At 64.7% G+C, this 16,755-nt stretch carries 15 protein-coding genes; 2 read left to right on the forward strand and 13 right to left on the reverse strand.

All coding sequences use genetic code 11. The annotated features are described in order from the left end of the window. Nucleotides 1-95: 95 nt before the first annotated feature. Both ASD75_RS14725 and ASD75_RS14730 read right to left on the reverse strand, forming a co-directional pair. Nucleotides 96-2,615, reverse strand: a complete 2,520-nt coding sequence (locus ASD75_RS14725) for an ABC transporter permease (RefSeq protein WP_056746758.1) — start codon at nucleotides 2,613-2,615, stop codon at nucleotides 96-98. A gap of 65 nt (nucleotides 2,616-2,680) precedes the next feature. After that, nucleotides 2,681-4,381, reverse strand: coding sequence for a C13 family peptidase (locus ASD75_RS14730; RefSeq protein WP_056746759.1), 1,701 nt, complete (start codon nucleotides 4,379-4,381; stop codon nucleotides 2,681-2,683). A 406-nt stretch (nucleotides 4,382-4,787) separates the two neighbouring features. Between ASD75_RS14730 and ASD75_RS23390 the strand changes: the two genes are divergently transcribed. Both ASD75_RS23390 and ASD75_RS14735 read left to right on the forward strand, forming a co-directional pair. After that, entirely contained in the window at nucleotides 4,788-5,027 is a 240-nt protein-coding gene (locus ASD75_RS23390) for a hypothetical protein (protein WP_192420591.1), read from the forward strand. Between the two features lie 117 nt (nucleotides 5,028-5,144). Continuing rightward, complete coding sequence (locus ASD75_RS14735; protein ID WP_056058635.1) at nucleotides 5,145-5,495, forward strand: RNA-binding protein; 351 nt, start codon at nucleotides 5,145-5,147, stop codon at nucleotides 5,493-5,495. 199 nt (nucleotides 5,496-5,694) lie between these two features. Here ASD75_RS14735 and ASD75_RS14740 read toward each other — a convergent pair whose 3' ends face one another. The 11 genes from ASD75_RS14740 to ASD75_RS14790 all read right to left on the reverse strand — a co-directional run bounded on the left by ASD75_RS14740 (nucleotide 5,695) and on the right by ASD75_RS14790 (nucleotide 16,675). Beyond that, nucleotides 5,695-6,642: a formate dehydrogenase accessory sulfurtransferase FdhD gene (locus ASD75_RS14740; protein ID WP_056746760.1), complete on the reverse strand. Its 948-nt coding sequence runs from the start codon at nucleotides 6,640-6,642 to the stop codon at nucleotides 5,695-5,697. Between the two features lie 208 nt (nucleotides 6,643-6,850). After that, nucleotides 6,851-7,243: a hypothetical protein gene (locus ASD75_RS14745; protein WP_082565036.1), complete on the reverse strand. Its 393-nt coding sequence runs from the start codon at nucleotides 7,241-7,243 to the stop codon at nucleotides 6,851-6,853. An 11-nt stretch (nucleotides 7,244-7,254) separates the two neighbouring features. Further along, nucleotides 7,255-8,475, reverse strand: coding sequence for a formate dehydrogenase subunit gamma (locus tag ASD75_RS14750; protein ID WP_056746762.1), 1,221 nt, complete (start codon nucleotides 8,473-8,475; stop codon nucleotides 7,255-7,257). An 8-nt stretch (nucleotides 8,476-8,483) separates the two neighbouring features. Then, entirely contained in the window at nucleotides 8,484-8,726 is a 243-nt protein-coding gene (locus ASD75_RS14755) for a hypothetical protein (protein WP_056058622.1), read from the reverse strand. Continuing rightward, on the reverse strand, nucleotides 8,723-9,340 hold the full coding sequence (gene fdh3B / locus ASD75_RS14760; protein ID WP_055402827.1) for a formate dehydrogenase FDH3 subunit beta: 618 nt from the start codon (nucleotides 9,338-9,340) through the stop codon (nucleotides 8,723-8,725). The genes ASD75_RS14755 and fdh3B overlap by 4 nt, the downstream gene beginning before the upstream one ends. Nucleotides 9,341-9,363: 23 nt before the next feature. Then, the gene (locus ASD75_RS14765; protein ID WP_056746763.1) at nucleotides 9,364-12,330 is read right to left on the reverse strand and encodes a formate dehydrogenase subunit alpha; all 2,967 of its coding nucleotides are present in this window, start codon (nucleotides 12,328-12,330) and stop codon (nucleotides 9,364-9,366) included. A 14-nt stretch (nucleotides 12,331-12,344) separates the two neighbouring features. Then, nucleotides 12,345-12,554 (reverse strand): hypothetical protein, encoded by a 210-nt coding sequence (locus ASD75_RS14770; protein ID WP_056058615.1) that lies wholly within the window; start codon nucleotides 12,552-12,554, stop codon nucleotides 12,345-12,347. Nucleotides 12,555-12,702: 148 nt separating this feature from the next. Continuing rightward, a complete protein-coding gene (locus ASD75_RS14775) occupies nucleotides 12,703-13,335 on the reverse strand; it encodes a molecular chaperone (RefSeq protein ID WP_056058612.1) in 633 nt (210 codons plus the stop codon). Continuing rightward, a complete protein-coding gene (locus ASD75_RS14780; RefSeq protein ID WP_056746764.1) occupies nucleotides 13,332-15,401 on the reverse strand; it encodes a 4Fe-4S binding protein in 2,070 nt (689 codons plus the stop codon). Before ASD75_RS14780 ends, ASD75_RS14775 begins: the two co-directional genes overlap by 4 nt. Then, a complete protein-coding gene (locus ASD75_RS14785; protein WP_056746973.1) occupies nucleotides 15,361-16,095 on the reverse strand; it encodes a DUF3306 domain-containing protein in 735 nt (244 codons plus the stop codon). The genes ASD75_RS14780 and ASD75_RS14785 overlap by 41 nt, the downstream gene beginning before the upstream one ends. After that, nucleotides 16,088-16,675, reverse strand: a complete 588-nt coding sequence (locus tag ASD75_RS14790; protein ID WP_056746765.1) for a DUF3305 domain-containing protein — start codon at nucleotides 16,673-16,675, stop codon at nucleotides 16,088-16,090. The genes ASD75_RS14785 and ASD75_RS14790 overlap by 8 nt, the downstream gene beginning before the upstream one ends. Nucleotides 16,676-16,755: the final 80 nt, after the last annotated feature.

Below are 16,755 nucleotides of genomic sequence, written 5' to 3' on the forward strand. Positions count from 1 at the left end.
CCTCGGAAAGCGCTTGGCACCGGCCAAAGGCAGAGGGCGCTCGTGCGGACTCTCACCCTTTCCGGACGCAGTGCAGTGCGCCTGCTGCTGTCCCGTTACTCGGCAGACCGCCTGAGCGTGTCCACCACCGGGCGCAGCAGCACCTCGCGCAGACCCCACCAGCCTGCGGCCAGCGCCAGCACCGCGCCCGCGAGCGCACCGGCCAGCGGCACCCAGGGGGCGGCGGTCCAGGTGAAGTCAAACACATAACGCGCCAATGCCCAGCCCACGCCCACCGCCACCGCGCTGGCCAGAAAGCCCGCCAGCAGACCCACACCCACCAGCTCGGCCCGCTGCACCTGACGCAGCAGGCTGGCACGGGCCCCCACGGCACGCATGATGGCGTACTCGCGTGCGCGCTCTTCGCGGGTGGCCGTGACGGCGGCAAACAGCACCACCAGCCCAGCTGCGAGCGTGAAGGCAAACAAGAACTCCACCGCCCGGATCACCTGCTCCAGCACCCGCTGCACCTGGGCAATGGTGGCGCCCATGTCCACGTTGGTGATGTTGGGAAACTGGCGCACCAGCGCGTTGTCGAAACCGTGGGTTTCTGGAGCGCGATAGGCGGCCAAGTAGGTAACCGGGACATCCTTGACCTCGGCCACCGGGTACATCACAAAGAAGTTGGCGCGCATAGAGCCCCAGTCCACCTTGCGCAGGCTGGTGATGCGGGCCTCGTCCTGCACGCCGCCCATATCGAACTGCAAACGGTCACCCAGCTGCAGGCCCAGCGTCTGGGCAATACCTTCTTCCACGCTGATGGCGCCCTCCTCGCCGGGCGTCCAGCGCCCAGCCACCACCTGGTTGTGGGGCGGTGCCTCCACAGCGTTGGACAGGTTGAATTCCCGGTCCACCAGGCGCTTGGCGCGGTCGTCGGTGTAGTTGTCGGGGCCCAATGGCTTGCCGTTCACGGCCACCAGCCGGCCGCGGATCATGGGGTACCAGTCGTAGCGACCCACTCCGCTGTCCTTGAGCGTCTGCTGAAAGGCCTCCGACTGGTCAGGCATCACGTTGATGACAAAACGGTTGGGGGCATCGGGCGGGGTCGCCTTGCGCCAGCTGCTGATGAGGTCGGTGCGCAGCAGCACCAGCAGCACCAGGGCCAGCAGCCCCACCGCCAGGCTGCTGACCTGCACCACGGCATAGGCCGGGCGCGCAGAAATCTGCCGCGTGGCCAGCACGAGCCAGCGCGGGGCTGTGCTTTCGTTCACGCTCTTGCGCAGAAGCTTGACCGCCACCCATGACAGGCCTGCAAACAGCGCCACGGCGCCGGCAAAACCACCCACGGCAATCAGACCCAGCTTGATGTCACTGCTGACGGCCAGCAACAGCGCAGCGAAGCCCGCAATGCCGATACCCAGCACTGCCAGCGAGGCGGGCTTGAGCCCCCCCACATCACGCCGTATCACCCGCAACGGCGGCACCTGCGCCAGCTGCAGCACCGGCGGCAAGCCAAACGCAAACAGCAGCGTGAGCCCCATGCCCAGGCCAAACACCACCGGCCACAGGCTGGGCGAAGGCAAGGCCGATTCCACCAATCCCGCTAGCAGCAGCACAAACGCGTAATGCACCACATAGCCCAGCGCCACGCCCAAGGAGCTGGCAAACAGGCCGATCAGCGCGAACTCCGTGGTGTAGGCCCCAGCAATGGTGCGCTGGCTCTGCCCCAGCACACGCAGCATGGCCGAAGCGTCGAGGTGCTCCGCCGCAAAGCCGCGCGCGGCCAGCGCCACGGCCACGGCTGACAACAGTGCAGCCAGCAGCGCTACCAGGCTCAGGAATTTCTGCGCGCGGTCCAGCGTCTGGCGCATCTCGGGGCGGCCGCTTTCCAGCGACTCCACGCGCACGCCATGCACTTCGGGCTTCTTGGCCTCGACCACCGCCCAATCGTTGAACGCCTTGATGGCCGACGCCGGGCCGACCACGGCAAAGCGGTAGGTCAGGCGGCTGGCAGGTTGCACGAGCCCCGTGGCGGGCAGGTCGCGTTCGTTCACCATCACACGTGGTGCAAAGCTCATGAAGCCCGCCCCCCGGTCAGGCTCGATGACGATGATGCGCGCGATGCGCAGTTGCGCATCGCCCAGCAACAGCTTGTCGCCCATCGCGAGGTTGAGCGATTCGAGCAGTGGCGCGTCCACCCACACCTCGCCGGGCGCCGGGATGTCACGCGTCGGCTGCTCTAGCGCACCAGGGGCATCTGCCACCGTGAGGCTGCCGCGCAGCGGGTAACCCTGCTGCACGCTCTTGAGTGCCACCAGCTTGCTGGCGCCGCCCTGCGCATCGCTCGCGCGGCCCATGGTCGGAAAGCCCAGCGTGGTCACCGATTGCAACCCCAGCGCCTTGGCGCGCTCCACGAATGCAGCGGGCGTTGGGTTGTCGCTGGCCACGACTGCATCTCCCCCCAGCAGTTGCAGGGCATCGCGCTGCAGTCCGCCTTGCAGGCGATCGGCAAAAAAACCCACAGATGTGAGCGCGGCCACTGCCAGGGTGACCGCCACAATCAACAGGCGCAACTCGCCCGCGCGCAGGTCCCGGGCCAGGGTGCGCCAGCCAAGGCGCAGGAAAGACAGGTTCATGGGCAGACCTTAGCGCAAAGCGAACGGGCTGGCGGGCCGTGGGGTGTTAGAACGTGTTCAACCCATCAGGGCCGCGGGGATGGCGCTGTGGCGGCGTCGGTCGCCGCAGCTGTCGCCGGCACCGGGCTCGGAGCGTCGGCCGCCAGCGCCGGGGCTGCGCTGGAGGCATTTGGTGCCTCCGTCTGCAGCCGCTGTTCCAGCGCCTGCAACACCAGGGCGATCTGTTGGCCCACGCGGATCTGCGGGTTCGAAAAGCCGTCGGCCTTGCCGGCCTCGACCTCACGCTGCTGAATCAGCGGCACAGCCTTGGCAAAGGCCTCGGTGAAGGAATGGGTCTGGCGCAGTTGTTCATGAAACACCGCGCGGCCAAAGAAGGTCAGCTCAGACAGCCTGCCGCAGCCATACGAGGTGTGGGTGGCGTCGGCCGCCGTCATGATCAGGGTGCTGTCGGTGGCCAGCGGTTCGATCCAGCCTCCCGAAAAGCAGGCTGACACTGCGATCACGCGGTTGCGGATACCCGATTCGTCCAGCGCTGCGCGCAGCATCTCCGGCGTCACCGGGGGCACCTGCAGCGGCCAGTGTGCGGCGGCCAGTTCATGGTTGCGTGCGCCATGCGAGGTCATGTAAATCACCAGCACATCATGCTCGCGATCCATGCGCGCGGCCAGCGCGGCAATGGCGCGTTGCAGATTCTCGGGCGTCGCCCAGGGGTGGGTCTCGGCAGTTTCAGCATGGTTGAGCAGGTGCAGAACCCGGCCCTGGGCGTCAAACCGCTCCTGCAGCAGCGTGTTGACCATCGTGCTTTCGCGGCGGAACACGTTTTCATCCGCATAGGGCGCGAACACCAACCCATAGACATCCACAACGCCGGGACGCTGAGGCAACAAAGCATCCACCTGCTGTTGCCACAGCAGCTGCTGATTCTCAAAAAGGCCTTGCGATAGCGCCAGTTGCGCAGGCTCTGGAGGCTGTGCTCCGTCGGCGGACGCGGCCGACGCATCGGCCACCGCCAGGGCGTCTTCCTCCCAGGGCTGATCCTGAAACTGCCACATGCCCACCCCGACCACCACAGCCATCGCCACGCCAAAGACCGCAGTGCGCACCCGCGATCGGATGAAGCGGGCACTCACCACCACCAACGTGGCCAGCACCCATACCGTGAGCACGCCGTAGGCCACCCAGAAAAGGATGCTTGCCACCGTCCCATTCCACAGTGCAGGTTGGTGAACCGCCAATCCCATCAGGACATAGAGCACCAGCAAAGGGGCCAAGGGCGCCCACGCCGACAGCACATACCACGCGGCCAGCCCGCCCGAAGGGCCGGGCACACCCCGCTCGGGCGCAGGGGTAGGAGCACGCTGTGCTGGCGCCATGGCCCACCAAGCCAGCCACAGCAGCACCAGGCTGCTCCACATGGGGGTGAGCCAGCCACGCATGCTGAACTGGGCCGGGCCTACGACCTGTAACCGTGCAGCGCCCAACAGCAACGCGCCGCTGATCAACGACAACACCAGCAACTGCCAGGGCGTGGGTGCCGCAGCCCCTGTACGCGGAGCCAGAAACAGTGCAGCGCGCAGTCCTTCGCGCATCCAGCCCCACAGTGAAAGGCGCTCCGTGGGGGAAACGGCCCTGATGGCAGACGATGTGGGCAGGTCTTGCGGCGACCGGCTCAAAGGAACTTCAATTTCCGTGTGGGCCAGTTCTGGTCCCCACTGGCTGGGCAACGTGTCGGCCCAGGTGCTACTGCTGGCGTTCAGGTCTTTCATGCGCGCATCATGCCATCGCGGGGTGACGCCTTCTGTGGCCGTGGAATCCGCCGAAGGCAGGACGCAAGAGGCTGCGGGAACGGGCCAAAAGACGATGGAGAGCGGTGGACGAGCTCGCTATTGCGCCAGCGCCCCTCGGCCTTCGTAGGAGCGATCGAAGGACTGGCACCGTCTTTTTAAAACAGAAAATAATATTAAATAAAAATTAAATAACCAATCGCATATACTCTGCTTTGTTGCAGTCACGGCTTTTGACGCCAGCAGTCACCGCAACGCCTGCCTCCCAGCGGTCTACCGCGCCACGGCAGGCTGCCTTTTGCGACCTTGTCGCCCAGTGGGTCTGAAGAGCTGCAGCCCACCGAGTCCCTCGATGCTCACGCAGGTCGATGCTGGCCTGCGTTCCCGAATGCACCAGATTTCAAACAACGCCATTTCCATGGGCCAATATGTCGTTTCGCCCGCGACACACCCGACCGACTGCGGCCGCTTCCGCGCCTCCTTCTCGGTCCATCGTTCAAGTGGCAACGGCAGCTACTGCCGAGTGTTCCGTTTTGACAAAGCCTTTGCATCGCGCGAAGCTGCCAGGCTCTTTGCCGTCACCCAGGGCTGGCTGCAAGCGTGCATGTCCCATCCCCCTGTGTGCTGAAGCTCTGCTGACCGCAGGCTCCATGTCCTCATCCCAGTTGCCGTGGGCTCCCGCTCACAGTGCTGTACCCCAACGGTGCGCCCTTCGTTGCGTGCCATCCTTCAGAAAGGCTCTTCCATGAGCACCAAGATCTACGTGGGCAACCTGCCCTATTCCGTGACCGATTCCAGCCTGCAAAGTAACTTTGCCGAGTTCGGCAATGTGTCCTCCGCCAAGGTCATGATGGACCGCGAAACCGGTCGCTCCAAGGGCTTCGGCTTTGTGGAAATGGCGTCGGCCGAAGTGGCCCAAGCCGCCATCAGCGCGCTGCACGGCATGTCCGTCGATGGGCGCTCGATTGTGGTGAATCTGGCCCGCCCCCGTGAAGAAGGTGGCGGCGCAGGGGGCTACAGCGCCAATGGCTACAGTGCGAGCAAACGCTCGGACGTTGGCTATGGCACGGGCGGCTACGGCGGCGGCCGCTATTGAGCCCTGTGGCTCATGAAAAAAGCCGGCTCGCTGTAGCCGGCTTTTTTTTCGTCTCGCCCCATGCCTTTGCATGGGCCGCAGGCCAAGGCGGGCCGAAGGTGCTCGACGCCGCTGCGGTGGCCGACTCAAAGACTATTGAGCGGCAACGGCCCCAGCACCACCCCGTCTGCGCGGGCGCAAACCATTGAGCGCTGCCGCCTCACACTTCACCAGCAGCCCGGGCGGGGGGCACTACCGGTGCCTGGGCCAGTTCTGGCTGCAGTACCAGGCGATGCGTACCGCTGTAGCACACAAACCGGCGGTTGGTGGCGCGCCCGATGGCGCACAGGCCCAGCTGCTGGGCCACGGCATGGCCCATTTGGGTCATGCCGCTGCGAGACACCACAATGGGCACCCCCATCTGCGCGGACTTGATGACCATCTCGCTGGTGAGGCGGCCGGTGGTGTAGAACACCTTGTCTGCCCCCGATATGGGAGAGGTTGCGGGGTCTCCTGCACAGTCGCTGGATGAGCACGTCTCAGGATTCATCCACATCCAGCCGGCGATGGTGTCGATCGCATTGTGGCGGCCGACGTCTTCCACAAAAATCAGCAAGTCCTCCCCCTTGAACAGGGCACAGCCGTGCACCGAACCGGACGACTTGTAGGTGGTCTCCTTGAGGCGAATCGCGTTGACGATGCCGTACAGCTGGCCCTGGGTCAGGCGGGCGTCGGGCAACTGGATGCGGTCCACTTCGTCCATGAGCCCGCCAAACACGCTGCCCTGTCCGCAGCCCGTGGTGACGACCTTGCTGGCCGTGCGCTCTTCGATCCGTGCAATGCCATGGCGCGTGCGCACAGCGGCGGCGTGGACCTCCCAATCGACCGTGATCGATTCGATGTCGAGCACCGATTCGACCAGCCGCTGGTTGCGCAGATAACCCAGCACCAGCAGCTCTGGTTGCGCGCCCAGTGTCATCAGCGTCACGAGCTCGCGCTTGTCCACGTAGATCGTGAGCGGACGCTCGGCGGGGATCTGTACCTGTTCCCGTGCGCCCAGTTCGTTGACGACCTCCACTGCATGGGTCAGCGGGGCGTGGGCCTGCGTCAGGCGCGGCAGAGAGGGCGAAGACAAAACTGAAGGAGTGGACAAAGAACTGGAACTCATGGGGCAAATATACGCAGTGTGGTGCTACCGCGGTTAGCGCACGGAAATGAACCGCTGCGTGGCCCGGTCCACTGCACCAAGGGGGCAGGCTGGTGCCGTATCGCTCTGCGAGTGCTGGCTCGGCGGTGCACCTGGCACATCGCGCCCAGAAAAAAAGCCGCGCCCCACCAGGGAACGCGGCTTCGAGCCCAGCGCGGCAGGGCGCCTGTCAGGACTTGGAGGCCGGTGCAGCTGCAGCGGCTGGTACCTGCGTGCTGGGAGGGCTGCTGGCTGTGCCAGGTGGCGAGTGTGCACCAGCAGCCTCTGCAGGCTTGGCCGCTGGCGGTGTGTAGGCGAAGGGACCAGGGTCCGTGCAAGCAGCACCAGTAGCAGCCGCGGGCTTGGCCGAGGGCGTGGTCTTGCGGTAGTGCGCGGCCACCTTGTCTTGCGACAGGCACAACTTGTAGTTGTCCACCTTGCCAGCCCATGCAGCCTTGGCTGCCGCTTCGGCGGCCTTGGCGGCCGCCTCGGGGGACGGGGCCGGCAGCTTGGCGGATGCCACAGTGCATACAGCTGCCGCGCACAGCGCCAGCAAAAAGGTGCGGATGCTTGATCTCGTCATGGAGTGGATCCTCATACCTGGGCGGGCTGCTGGCCCGCAGATGCTGTTACGTCGGTCGCTGACTGGCTGGCGCTGCGCTGGCGCGGGATCTTGCCGGCCTGCACATCGTCGTACCACAGCTCATGGTGTTCCTTGGCCCAGCCCTCGCTCACATAGCCGGTGCGCATGGCCTTGTAGGCACCCTTCATGCCCACTGTGCCCATGTAGATATGACCACAGATCAGCGCCATCATCCAGATGGCCAGAGTGGCGTGGATCATGTGGGCGATCTGCATGTCGCCACGCACGTCGCCAAAGCCGGGGATGAGTTTGTCGAGCACCAGGCCAGTGGCCACCACAAAGATGCCGGGGATGGTGATGCCCCACCAGAACAAGCCCTTCTCGCCCGCATTGAAGCGGTGTGAGGGCACCTCGTGATTGCCCTTGCCCAGCATGCCGCCGCCCTTGGCCAACCAGACAAAGTCAGCGCGGTTGGCGATGTTGTCCTTGATGAAGGTAAGAATGATCACCAGCAGCGACACTGCAAACAACGGACCCACAAAGTTGTGAACGTTCTTGAGCGCATAGGTCAACCAGCCAAAAAGCGTGGTCCCCAGGATGGGCAACAGGAAGAACTTGCCAAACGCCATCACGATGCCGGAGATGGCCAGCGCGACGAATGCAAACGCATTGGCCCAGTGGGCCGCGCGCTCGAACGGGGTGAAACGCTCGATACGGCGGGGACCGGTGCCGTCGGGATGCTCATGCCCCAGCGGGCCTTTCACAAAGTAGAAGATGCCCAAAGCCAGCAACACAATGGCAAACAGCGCCGCACCGTAGGGGATGATCCAGTGGTTGCGCACTTGCCGCCACGCCTCGCCCGCATTGGTGTAGCGCGAGCCGGGGTACTGCACAAAGCGCTGGATCAGGTTGCCCGCCTCGGGCGCCTGGGTCTCAGGCAAGCTGCTGTAGCCTGTCACGCCCTGCCCCACCTGGCGCCACATGGGCGCGTTGTTGCCGGGCTGCACCTTCATGCGCTCGCCATTGGTCTGTTCCGCGTATTTGGGATCAGCGCTGGCGTCGGGTTTGACCTGAAAGATATTCTGGCTTTGTACCCCCCCCACCGCAGCCGGTGCAGCCGTGGCTGCAGGAGCTGCCGCAGATGCGTCGGGCGCAGGAGGCGGCGTCTGGGCGCCAGCCACCCCACAGGCCAGGCTGGCCGCCAAGGCCATGGACCACACGATGTATTTCATGGTGGACCTCACTTCGCCTGGGTGCGGGTGTATTCGTTCTGGCCGTACTGCTGGCGCGCTTTCAACTGCGCCTCCCAGCTGGTTTTGTCGCCGGCTTTCCAGCCAGGCTGCGTGAAGTTGCTGCCGGTGCCGGCGTAAGACGGAGCATCGCTGCGAATGCCCGCGCCGGTCTGCGGTTTCTCGCCGCAGCCCGTCAATGCCAGGGCGGCCACCGCAGCGGCCAAGGTCATGTGTATGGTGCGCTGCATCATGACTTGCCTCCTGCAGGCTGACCTGCCTGCTGTGAGCCGTAGGCCGTGCCCCAGCCCCACACTTCGGCGCCCTTGCCACGCTGCACCACGCGGTTGCGGAAGATGTCCGCCACCACATCGCCGTCACCGGCCAGCAGGGCTTTGGTAGAACACATTTCTGCGCAGGCGGGCAGCTTGCCTTCGGCCAGGCGATTGCGGCCGTATTTTTCAAACTCGGCCTGGCTGCCATGGGTTTCAGGACCACCGGCGCAGAAGGTGCACTTGTCCATCTTGCCGCGCACACCAAAGGTGCCGGATGACGGGAACTGCGGCGCGCCAAACGGGCAGGCATAACTGCAGTAGCCGCAGCCAATGCACACGTCCTTGTCGTGCAACACCACACCCTCTTCGGTGCGGTAGAAGCAGTTGACAGGGCAGACCGCCATGCAGGGTGCGTCGCTGCAGTGCATGCAGGCCACCGAGATGGACTTTTCACCCGGCACACCATCGTTGAGGGTGACCACGCGGCGGCGGTTCACGCCCCAGGGTACTTCGTGTTCGTTCTTGCAGGCGGTCACGCAGCCGTTGCATTCGATGCAGCGCTCTGCGTCACAGATGAATTTCATTCGTGCCATGTGTGTCTCCTTGCGTGGCGCGATCAGGCGCGTTCCACGTTGCAGATCGTGGTCTTGGTTTCTTGCATCATGGTCACGCTGTCGTAGCCATAGGTGGTGGCCGTGTTCACGGCTTCACCGCGCACCACAGGTGCCGCACCCTTGGGGTAGTACGCCAGCATATCCGCCCCTTGCCAGCGGCCCGAGAAGTGGAAAGGCATCCACACGGTATCGGGTGCCACGCGCTCGGTGACGAGTGCTTGCACATTGATGCGGGCACCGGTGGGAGAACTGAGCCATACACGCTCGCCGTTGCGGATGCCCCGGTCGGCCGCTGTCTTGGGGTTGATCTCGACGAACGACTCCTGCTGCAGTTCCGCGAGCCAGGGGTTAGAGCGAGTTTCCTCGCCGCCGCCTTCGTACTCCACGAGTCGGCCCGAGCTCATGATGAGCGGGAATTTCTCGTGCACCTTGTCGGCCACGTTTTTCTCCTGCACGCTCTTGTACAGCGTGGGCAGGCGCCAGAAGGCCTTCTTGTCGTCGTGGGTCGGGTACTTGGCCATGAGGTCAGGACGCGTGCCATACAGAGGCTCACGGTGCTGCGGAATGGCGTCAGGGAAGTTCCACACCACAGCGCGCGCCTTGGCATTGCCGAATGGATGGCAACCGTGCTTGAGGGCCACCCGGATGATCGCGCCCGTGGGGTCGGTCTTCCAGTTCTTGCCCTCGGCCTTGGCCTTTTCGGCATCGCTCAGATCGTCCCACCAGCCCAGTTTCTTGAGCAGCACGTGGTCGAACTCGGGGTAGCCCGTGGTGATCTCGCTGCCCACCGAATGGGAGCCGTCCTCTGCGAGCAGGTTGACGCCATCCTTTTCCACGCCGAAGTTGGCGCGGAAGTTGCCGCCGCCTTCCATCACATGCTTGGAGGTGTCGTACAGATTGGGCGAGCCTGGGTGCTTGAGCTCCGGCGTGCCGTAGCAGGGCCATGGCAGGCCAAAATAGTCACCGCCAAAGTCGTAGCCAGTCTCCTTGTCCTTGCCGCCCTTGGCCTTCAGGGTCTTCACATCGAACAGGTGCATGTTCTTCATGTGGGCCTTCAGGCGCTCAGGGCTCTGGCCGGTGTAGCCAATGGTCCAGACCGACTTGTTGATCTCGCGCAGGATGTCCTCGGGCACGGGCTCGTCCATGCCCTTGACCTTCTGCATCTTGTAGTTCTTGGAGAGCTCGGCGGCAAAGCCCAGCTTTTCGGCGAACTGGTGCATGATCATGTGATCGGAGCGGCTCTCCCACAGCGGCTCGATCACTTTTTCGCGCCACTGCAGCGACCGGTTGGATGCCGTGCACGAACCACTGGTCTCGAACTGCGTGGCTGCGGGCAGCAGGTACACCGCACGGTTCGGGTTCAAATCTTCGGCCTTGCCTGGCATGGCAGCCATCGCGGCGGTGGCGGACGGGTAAGGATCCACCACCACCAGCAGGTCCAGCTTGTCCATGGCGCGCTTCATCTCCAGACCACGGGTCTGCGAGTTGGGCGCATGGCCCCAGAAGAACACGCCGCGCAGATTGGAGTCCTGGTCGATCAGCTCGTTGTTCTCCAGCACACCGTCGATCCAGCGCGACACGGTGATGCCGTTCTTGGTCATCATCGCGGGCGACGCATACTGCTTCTTGATCCACTCGAAGTCCACTCCCCACACAGCGGCGAAGTGCTTCCACGAGCCTTCGGCCAGGCCGTAGTAGCCAGGCAGCGAGTCTGGGTTGGGACCCACGTCGGTTGCGCCCTGCACGTTGTCGTGGCCGCGGAAGATGTTGGTGCCGCCACCGCTCTTGCCCACGTTGCCCAAAGCCAACTGCAAGATGCACGATGCACGCACGATGGCATTGCCGATGGTGTGCTGCGTCTGGCCCATGCACCACACGATGGTGCCAGGGTTGTTCTCGTGCAGCATCTTGGCGACCTTGAAAACCTGGTCTTCCTTGACGCCACAAGCCTCTTCCACCTTGTCAGGCGTCCACTTGGCCAGCACTTCGTCACGCACCTTGTCCATGCCATAGACACGGTCGTTGATGTACTTCTTGTCTTCCCAGCCGTTCTTGAAGATGTGGTACAGCACACCAAACAGGAAGGGAATGTCGGTACCGGAGCGGATGCGCACGTACTCGTCCGCCTTGGCGGCCGTGCGGGTGAAGCGCGGGTCCACCACGATCATCTTGCAGCCGGTTTCCTTGGCGTGCAGCATGTGCAACATGGACACCGGATGCGCTTCGGCCGCGTTGGAGCCGATGTACAGAGCGACCTTGCTGTTTTGCATGTCGTTGTACGAATTGGTCATGGCGCCGTAGCCCCATGTATTGGCCACCCCCGCCACCGTGGTGGAGTGGCAGATACGCGCCTGGTGGTCGCAGTTGTTGGTACCCCAGAAGCTCACGAACTTGCGCAGCAGATAGGCCTGCTCGTTGTTGTGCTTGGACGAACCCACAAAGTACACGCTGTCAGGACCGCTGGCCTTGCGCAGCTCCTGCATCTTGGCCGTGATTTCGTTCAGGGCCGTGTCCCAGCTGATGCGCTCGTATTTGCCGTTGACCAGCTTCATGGGATAACGCAGGCGGTACTCGCCATGACCGTGCTCGCGCAGCGCTGCGCCCTTGGCGCAGTGGGCACCCAGGTTGATGGGCGAGTCGAACACCGCCTCCTGGCGCACCCACACGCCGTTCTCGACCACGGCATCGACCGCGCAGCCCACCGAGCAGTGGGTGCACACCGTACGGCGCACTTCGATCTTGCTGTCGCCGATGCCGACCTTGGCACCTTCAGCAGCGTTGGATTTCTTGACCAGCGTGAGCTGCGAGGCCGCGATGCCCACGCCCACTCCTAGGCCAGAGCGGCGCAGGAACGAGCGACGGTCCATGGTGGGCAGGGCCTGCGACAGGCCACGGCGCAGGCTGTGCACAAAAGGCGATGCAGAGCCGTTGCCCTGCACAGAATGGGAAGACTTCTTGGTTAGCAACATGGCGTGCCCCGATGTCAAAGTTGGGTGGTCTTGTAGTACTGCTTCACGCGGGCAGACAGGTGGTAGCCACCGCCCTTTTCGGGTGCGACGCGCGCGGGCTCGGACACCACGGCATCGGACGGCGCGACATGGGGGAGTGCCACAACGGCTGCTGCGGCAGCCCCTACGGTGGCGGCGCCGGAAAAGAAGCTCCGGCGGGAGGAATTTGGCTGGCTGTTCTGCATGCTTGTCTCCAGAAAGGCTGGCAGCTATGAAACGGAATTCATACAGTCTATGTCAGTGTGTAAAAACCCGCCATCGGGCTTTACAACTCCCAGTAACACACTCATCTTTTGTAGCGGCATATCGAGGGTTTACGAGCATCTGGAGGGATCAATCCAACATGTCGAAGCCCTGGGTCTCCACCGACACAAAGGCCCGCGTGAAGTGCGCCACAGCCGCATAAAACCGTGCTTGCGGCTGTGCGGCCAAGGCATCGCAGAGCTGAAGAACCCAGGGCTGCAGATGCGTTGAAAAAAATTCACGCTGCGATGTCAGGTTGCAGACAGCTACATCGTCTCCAGCGATCAGGTAGCGCATGACCTCCAGCAGGTAGGCCACGTGGTCCTCGGTCTCGGGCATGGTCTCGTCCCGCGCCAGGCCCAGCTGCTGCAGATCGGTACGCAGACGCGCCAGCGGCTTCTCGTTGAGAAACCCGCTGAGGTAGTGCGAGCCATACAAAAACACCTCGGGCTTGCCCACACCACCAAAGAGCCGGTCAAACTCTTGCGCAATGGCAGCATCGCTGAGCGCACGCGACGCCGCCACCAGTTGCTGCCAGGGCTCCTGCAAAAAGCCGCCATCGGCAGGCGCCTCCGTCACTGCCACCCGCAAGGCCGACAGCAGCTCCGGGCCGGGCGCTGCGTAGTACAGCTGCGACAACAAGCCATACAGCTCGGCGCGGGCGGTTTCTTCATCGAGCGCAGAGCTGCCGCCCAGGGGGGTCAAGGTGGATGGAGCGCTCACAGGTCGGTCACTTTCGTCTCGTTTTGTGCGGAATACAAGTCAATCACGCGGCAGTCACTGCACATCTTCAGCCGCTCCAGCGCCTCGCCCTGGAACATGGGGTGGCCCGACAGTTTGCCCAGCATGGCCTCGATGGCTTTCACCGTGCCAAAGGGTTTGCCGCAGCGCACACAGGCCCAGGGCTTGGCCTCGTTGAGCACACGCAGCTGTGCACGCTCGGGCGTGAGCAGCAGGCGCGGCTGCAGGGTGATGGCGTCTTCGGGGCAGGTGGTGGCGCACAGGCCACACTGCACGCAGTTCTTTTCGATGAAGCGCAGCTGCGGCATCTGCGGGTTGTCCTGCAGCGCACTGGCGGGGCAGGCGCTCACGCAGCTCAGGCACAGGGTGCAGCGATCTTTGTTGACTTCAATCGTGCCCAGTGGCGACCCCACGGCAGGCAGAGCAATGGCCGCAGGCCGCTCGTCTACGGGCATCGGGGCCTGCTCGATCAGGTGGTCGAGTGCCATCTCCAGCGTGCTGCGCTTCTCTTGGGCCACCGCAAAGCGTGCAGCCACGGCCGGGGTCTTCTGGCGCGTCTGGCCCAGGGTCTGCAGTGCAGCATCCAGCGCGGTGGGGTGGTTGGCACGCAGCAACTGCACATGGGTGCCGGTGTAGCCCAGGCCGCGCAGGATGGCCTGCGCCACGTCCATTTGCGCCTGCAGGCCTTCGAGGTACTGCGGGGCTTCTTCATCGGTACTCAACACCACCACCTGCGACGCACCATAGGCCATGGCACTCAGCCACAGGTCCACCCCCGTGCTGGCCGTGTGCCACAGCGCCACCGGGATCACGTTGGCAGGCACGCCGTGCGCCAGCTTCAGCTGAGCAGCACGGCCCAGTTCTTCCACCAGCGCCTGGCCGCGCTCCTGGCTGTGCAGCAGCAATACCGCATCCTTGCCGCCGGCGGCGGTGTAGGTGGACAGCAGCGTCTTGAGCTTGGTGCCCTGCTCCGTCGCACTGGGGTAGGCATAGGTCAGTGCGCCCGTGGGGCACACGGTGGTGCAGGCGCCGCAGCCCACACACAGGTTGGGGTTCACCTTGATTTGCTGGCGGCCCTTGTCGCTGCTGATGGCCTCGGCCGAGCAAATGTCCGCGCAGGCATTGCAGCCCACGGTTTCGTTGCGGCTGTGAGCGCAGAGCTTTTGTTTGTAGACAAAAAACTTGGGCTTCTCGAACTCGCCCACCAGCTCGCGCAGCTTGAGCAGCGTGCCCAGGTCCCGCCCGTCCCAGCGCAGGTAACCCTGCGGCAGCGCGTGCTGCAGGAAGGTGGGCGTGGCAGTGGATGAACGCAGGTCCAGCACCAGGTCAAAACGCTCGGTCTGCGCCGTGGCATCTCGGGTGAAGTCGATGGCGCCCGCCACCTGGCACACCTTCACGCAGGCGCGGTGCGACTGGCAGGCGGCCAGGTCGATCTGGTAATCCAGGCCAATCGCGTTTTCGGGACAGGCCGCCACGCAGGCGTTGCAGCGCGTGCACAGGTCCAGGTCGATGGGGTTGTCGGCCGCCCATTGCAGCTCAAACGCACCCAGCCAGCCGGTGAGGCCCGTGATGCGGCCACCCAGCACCGGATAGCGCCGTGCCTGCGCGCCACCGGCATTGCCAGGGCCTTGGGTGAACAGCGTCACATCCAGCACATCCGACACCAGGGCAGCCGCCTGCTCGGCCTGGTCGAGCGGTCCGATGATCAGCAAGCGGCCCGTGCTTTTGTAGGTGACCGTGGGTACGGGCGGAGGGTCGGGCAGCCGGGCGGCCGCCAGCAGCGCGGCGATCTTGGGGCTGGCCTTGGCGGCATCGCGGCTCCAGCCCCCGGTTTCGCGGATGTTCACAAACCGGATGGGCGACACCGCGCCTTCGGTCTGCTGGCCCAGGTCGCCAAACAGGCGCTGCTCCTGGGTGCAGGCCACCACCACGTCCTGCCCGGACTGGATGGCCTTTTGGAACGCCCCCGCATCGCGCCGGCACAGGGTGGAGTGAAGGGTCAGGTCTTCATGCAGCGCCTCGCCCAACGCCTTGGCGTTGAGGGGCATCGTCTGGTTGCAGTCGCAGATGAGCGTCGTGGTCATTGTGGGTATGGCTGGCTGGCGTGACCACCGCATCCTGGGCAGAGCGTGGGGCCACCTCAGGCTCGCTAGAGGGAACGCTAGGAACAGCGTTGCATACCTGGGACTGTGCCACGTCTGCGGGGCTTTGCGCCTCCGCATCATCCCGAGGCTGACTGCCCGGCGGGGATATTGCGGCCGCAGGGGCCGCGTCCGGCGCAGCATCACCTGGCAAACCCTGCGCAGCGGTCGCGGCCTTTTTCTCGTGGTCAAAAAAGCCCAGTGCATGCGCACTGGCCATCTTGCGCAGCATGCCTGCAGGCAGCGGGTCGGGCTGGGTGTAGTCGCCGATGTAGATGTCCAGGCCGTCCATCACATTGAAGTGCGGGTCGGTAAACAGCTTTTTCATGGCCAGATTGCGCACCTCAGGCGACACGGCACGGGCCACAAACGGTTTGAAGTCGGACGCGGGCGTGAGTGCCTCAGCATCCGCCAACGTGGGCGGCGGTGGCACCTCCGGGGCAGGGGCAGCAGGGGCTGCAGGTGCGACGGGCGCTGCCACAGCGGCCACCGGCGCGGGGGTTGCCACCTGGGGGGCAGGCGGCGGCGGGTCCTGCACGGGCTTGCCTGCCAGCACATCCTGCTTGCGCCGCGACCAGCGGCCGAGGAATCCGTCAGCCATGGTCGCCACCTCCTCGCGCGCCTCCCGCATGGCCACCGCCACCACCGCCACCACGCGGCTTGTCGGTGGACACGGACGCGGGGTTGCCAAAGCGGTCCTGCAGCGTGCGAAAGCTCTCGGGGCGCTTGCGGCGCTTGGGCTCGGGCTGGTAATGCTCGGCCACAAAGGCGCGCAGTGCCTCCACCACCTCGGCATCGGCGGGCACTTGCTCCACGGTTTCCTGTGCGTCCAGCCAGCGGCCAGCGTCGTGGTAGCTCAGGCTCACCGCCACCGGGCGGGCCATGGCGACCTCGCCCGCGCCGGTGTCTTCATCCTGGCGCCACATCACAAACCAGCAGGGCGCGGGCGAAGTGAGGTTCAGGTGATAACCCTCGGCGTCGTCGCGGAACAACTCCACGCGAAAGCCCGGGAACAGCCAGCGCTGCTCGCGCTCGTCCTGGATCAGCGGGCGGGGTTCGGTCCCAAAGGCGGGCTCGTGGATCACCACCTCGGCCAGCGACCATCGCCAAGGCTGCCAGCGGTTGTCGATGTGCTCGCGCCGCATGATCACGGCAACGTCGGTATAGGGGCGCTCTGTCATGGGCTGCGACTGTACCCCGGAGTAACCCCTTGCCCGCAGCGCGCGGCGCAAAGCCCCACAGCCAGCGTACGGATCGCGCG

Source organism: Acidovorax sp. Root568, assembly GCF_001427445.1.
GTDB lineage: Bacteria > Pseudomonadota > Gammaproteobacteria > Burkholderiales > Burkholderiaceae_C > Acidovorax > Acidovorax delafieldii.

Coding starts and splice junctions, on each gene's coding strand:
- ASD75_RS14790 (WP_056746765.1), bottom strand. CDS start 16,675: ATGACAGAGCGCCCCTATACCGACGTTGCCGTGATCATGCGGCGCGAG.
- ASD75_RS14740 (WP_056746760.1), bottom strand. CDS start 6,642: ATGAGTTCCAGTTCTTTGTCCACTCCTTCAGTTTTGTCTTCGCCCTCT.
- ASD75_RS14745 (WP_082565036.1), bottom strand. CDS start 7,243: ATGACGAGATCAAGCATCCGCACCTTTTTGCTGGCGCTGTGCGCGGCA.
- ASD75_RS14730 (WP_056746759.1), bottom strand. CDS start 4,381: ATGAAAGACCTGAACGCCAGCAGTAGCACCTGGGCCGACACGTTGCCC.
- ASD75_RS14750 (WP_056746762.1), bottom strand. CDS start 8,475: ATGAAATACATCGTGTGGTCCATGGCCTTGGCGGCCAGCCTGGCCTGT.
- ASD75_RS14780 (WP_056746764.1), bottom strand. CDS start 15,401: ATGCCCCTCAACGCCAAGGCGTTGGGCGAGGCGCTGCATGAAGACCTG.
- ASD75_RS14765 (WP_056746763.1), bottom strand. CDS start 12,330: ATGTTGCTAACCAAGAAGTCTTCCCATTCTGTGCAGGGCAACGGCTCT.
- ASD75_RS14725 (WP_056746758.1), bottom strand. CDS start 2,615: ATGAACCTGTCTTTCCTGCGCCTTGGCTGGCGCACCCTGGCCCGGGAC.
- ASD75_RS14785 (WP_056746973.1), bottom strand. CDS start 16,095: ATGGCTGACGGATTCCTCGGCCGCTGGTCGCGGCGCAAGCAGGATGTG.
- ASD75_RS14735 (WP_056058635.1), top strand. CDS start 5,145: ATGAGCACCAAGATCTACGTGGGCAACCTGCCCTATTCCGTGACCGAT.
- ASD75_RS23390 (WP_192420591.1), top strand. CDS start 4,788: ATGCACCAGATTTCAAACAACGCCATTTCCATGGGCCAATATGTCGTT.
- ASD75_RS14770 (WP_056058615.1), bottom strand. CDS start 12,554: ATGCAGAACAGCCAGCCAAATTCCTCCCGCCGGAGCTTCTTTTCCGGC.
- fdh3B (WP_055402827.1), bottom strand. CDS start 9,340: ATGGCACGAATGAAATTCATCTGTGACGCAGAGCGCTGCATCGAATGC.
- ASD75_RS14755 (WP_056058622.1), bottom strand. CDS start 8,726: ATGATGCAGCGCACCATACACATGACCTTGGCCGCTGCGGTGGCCGCC.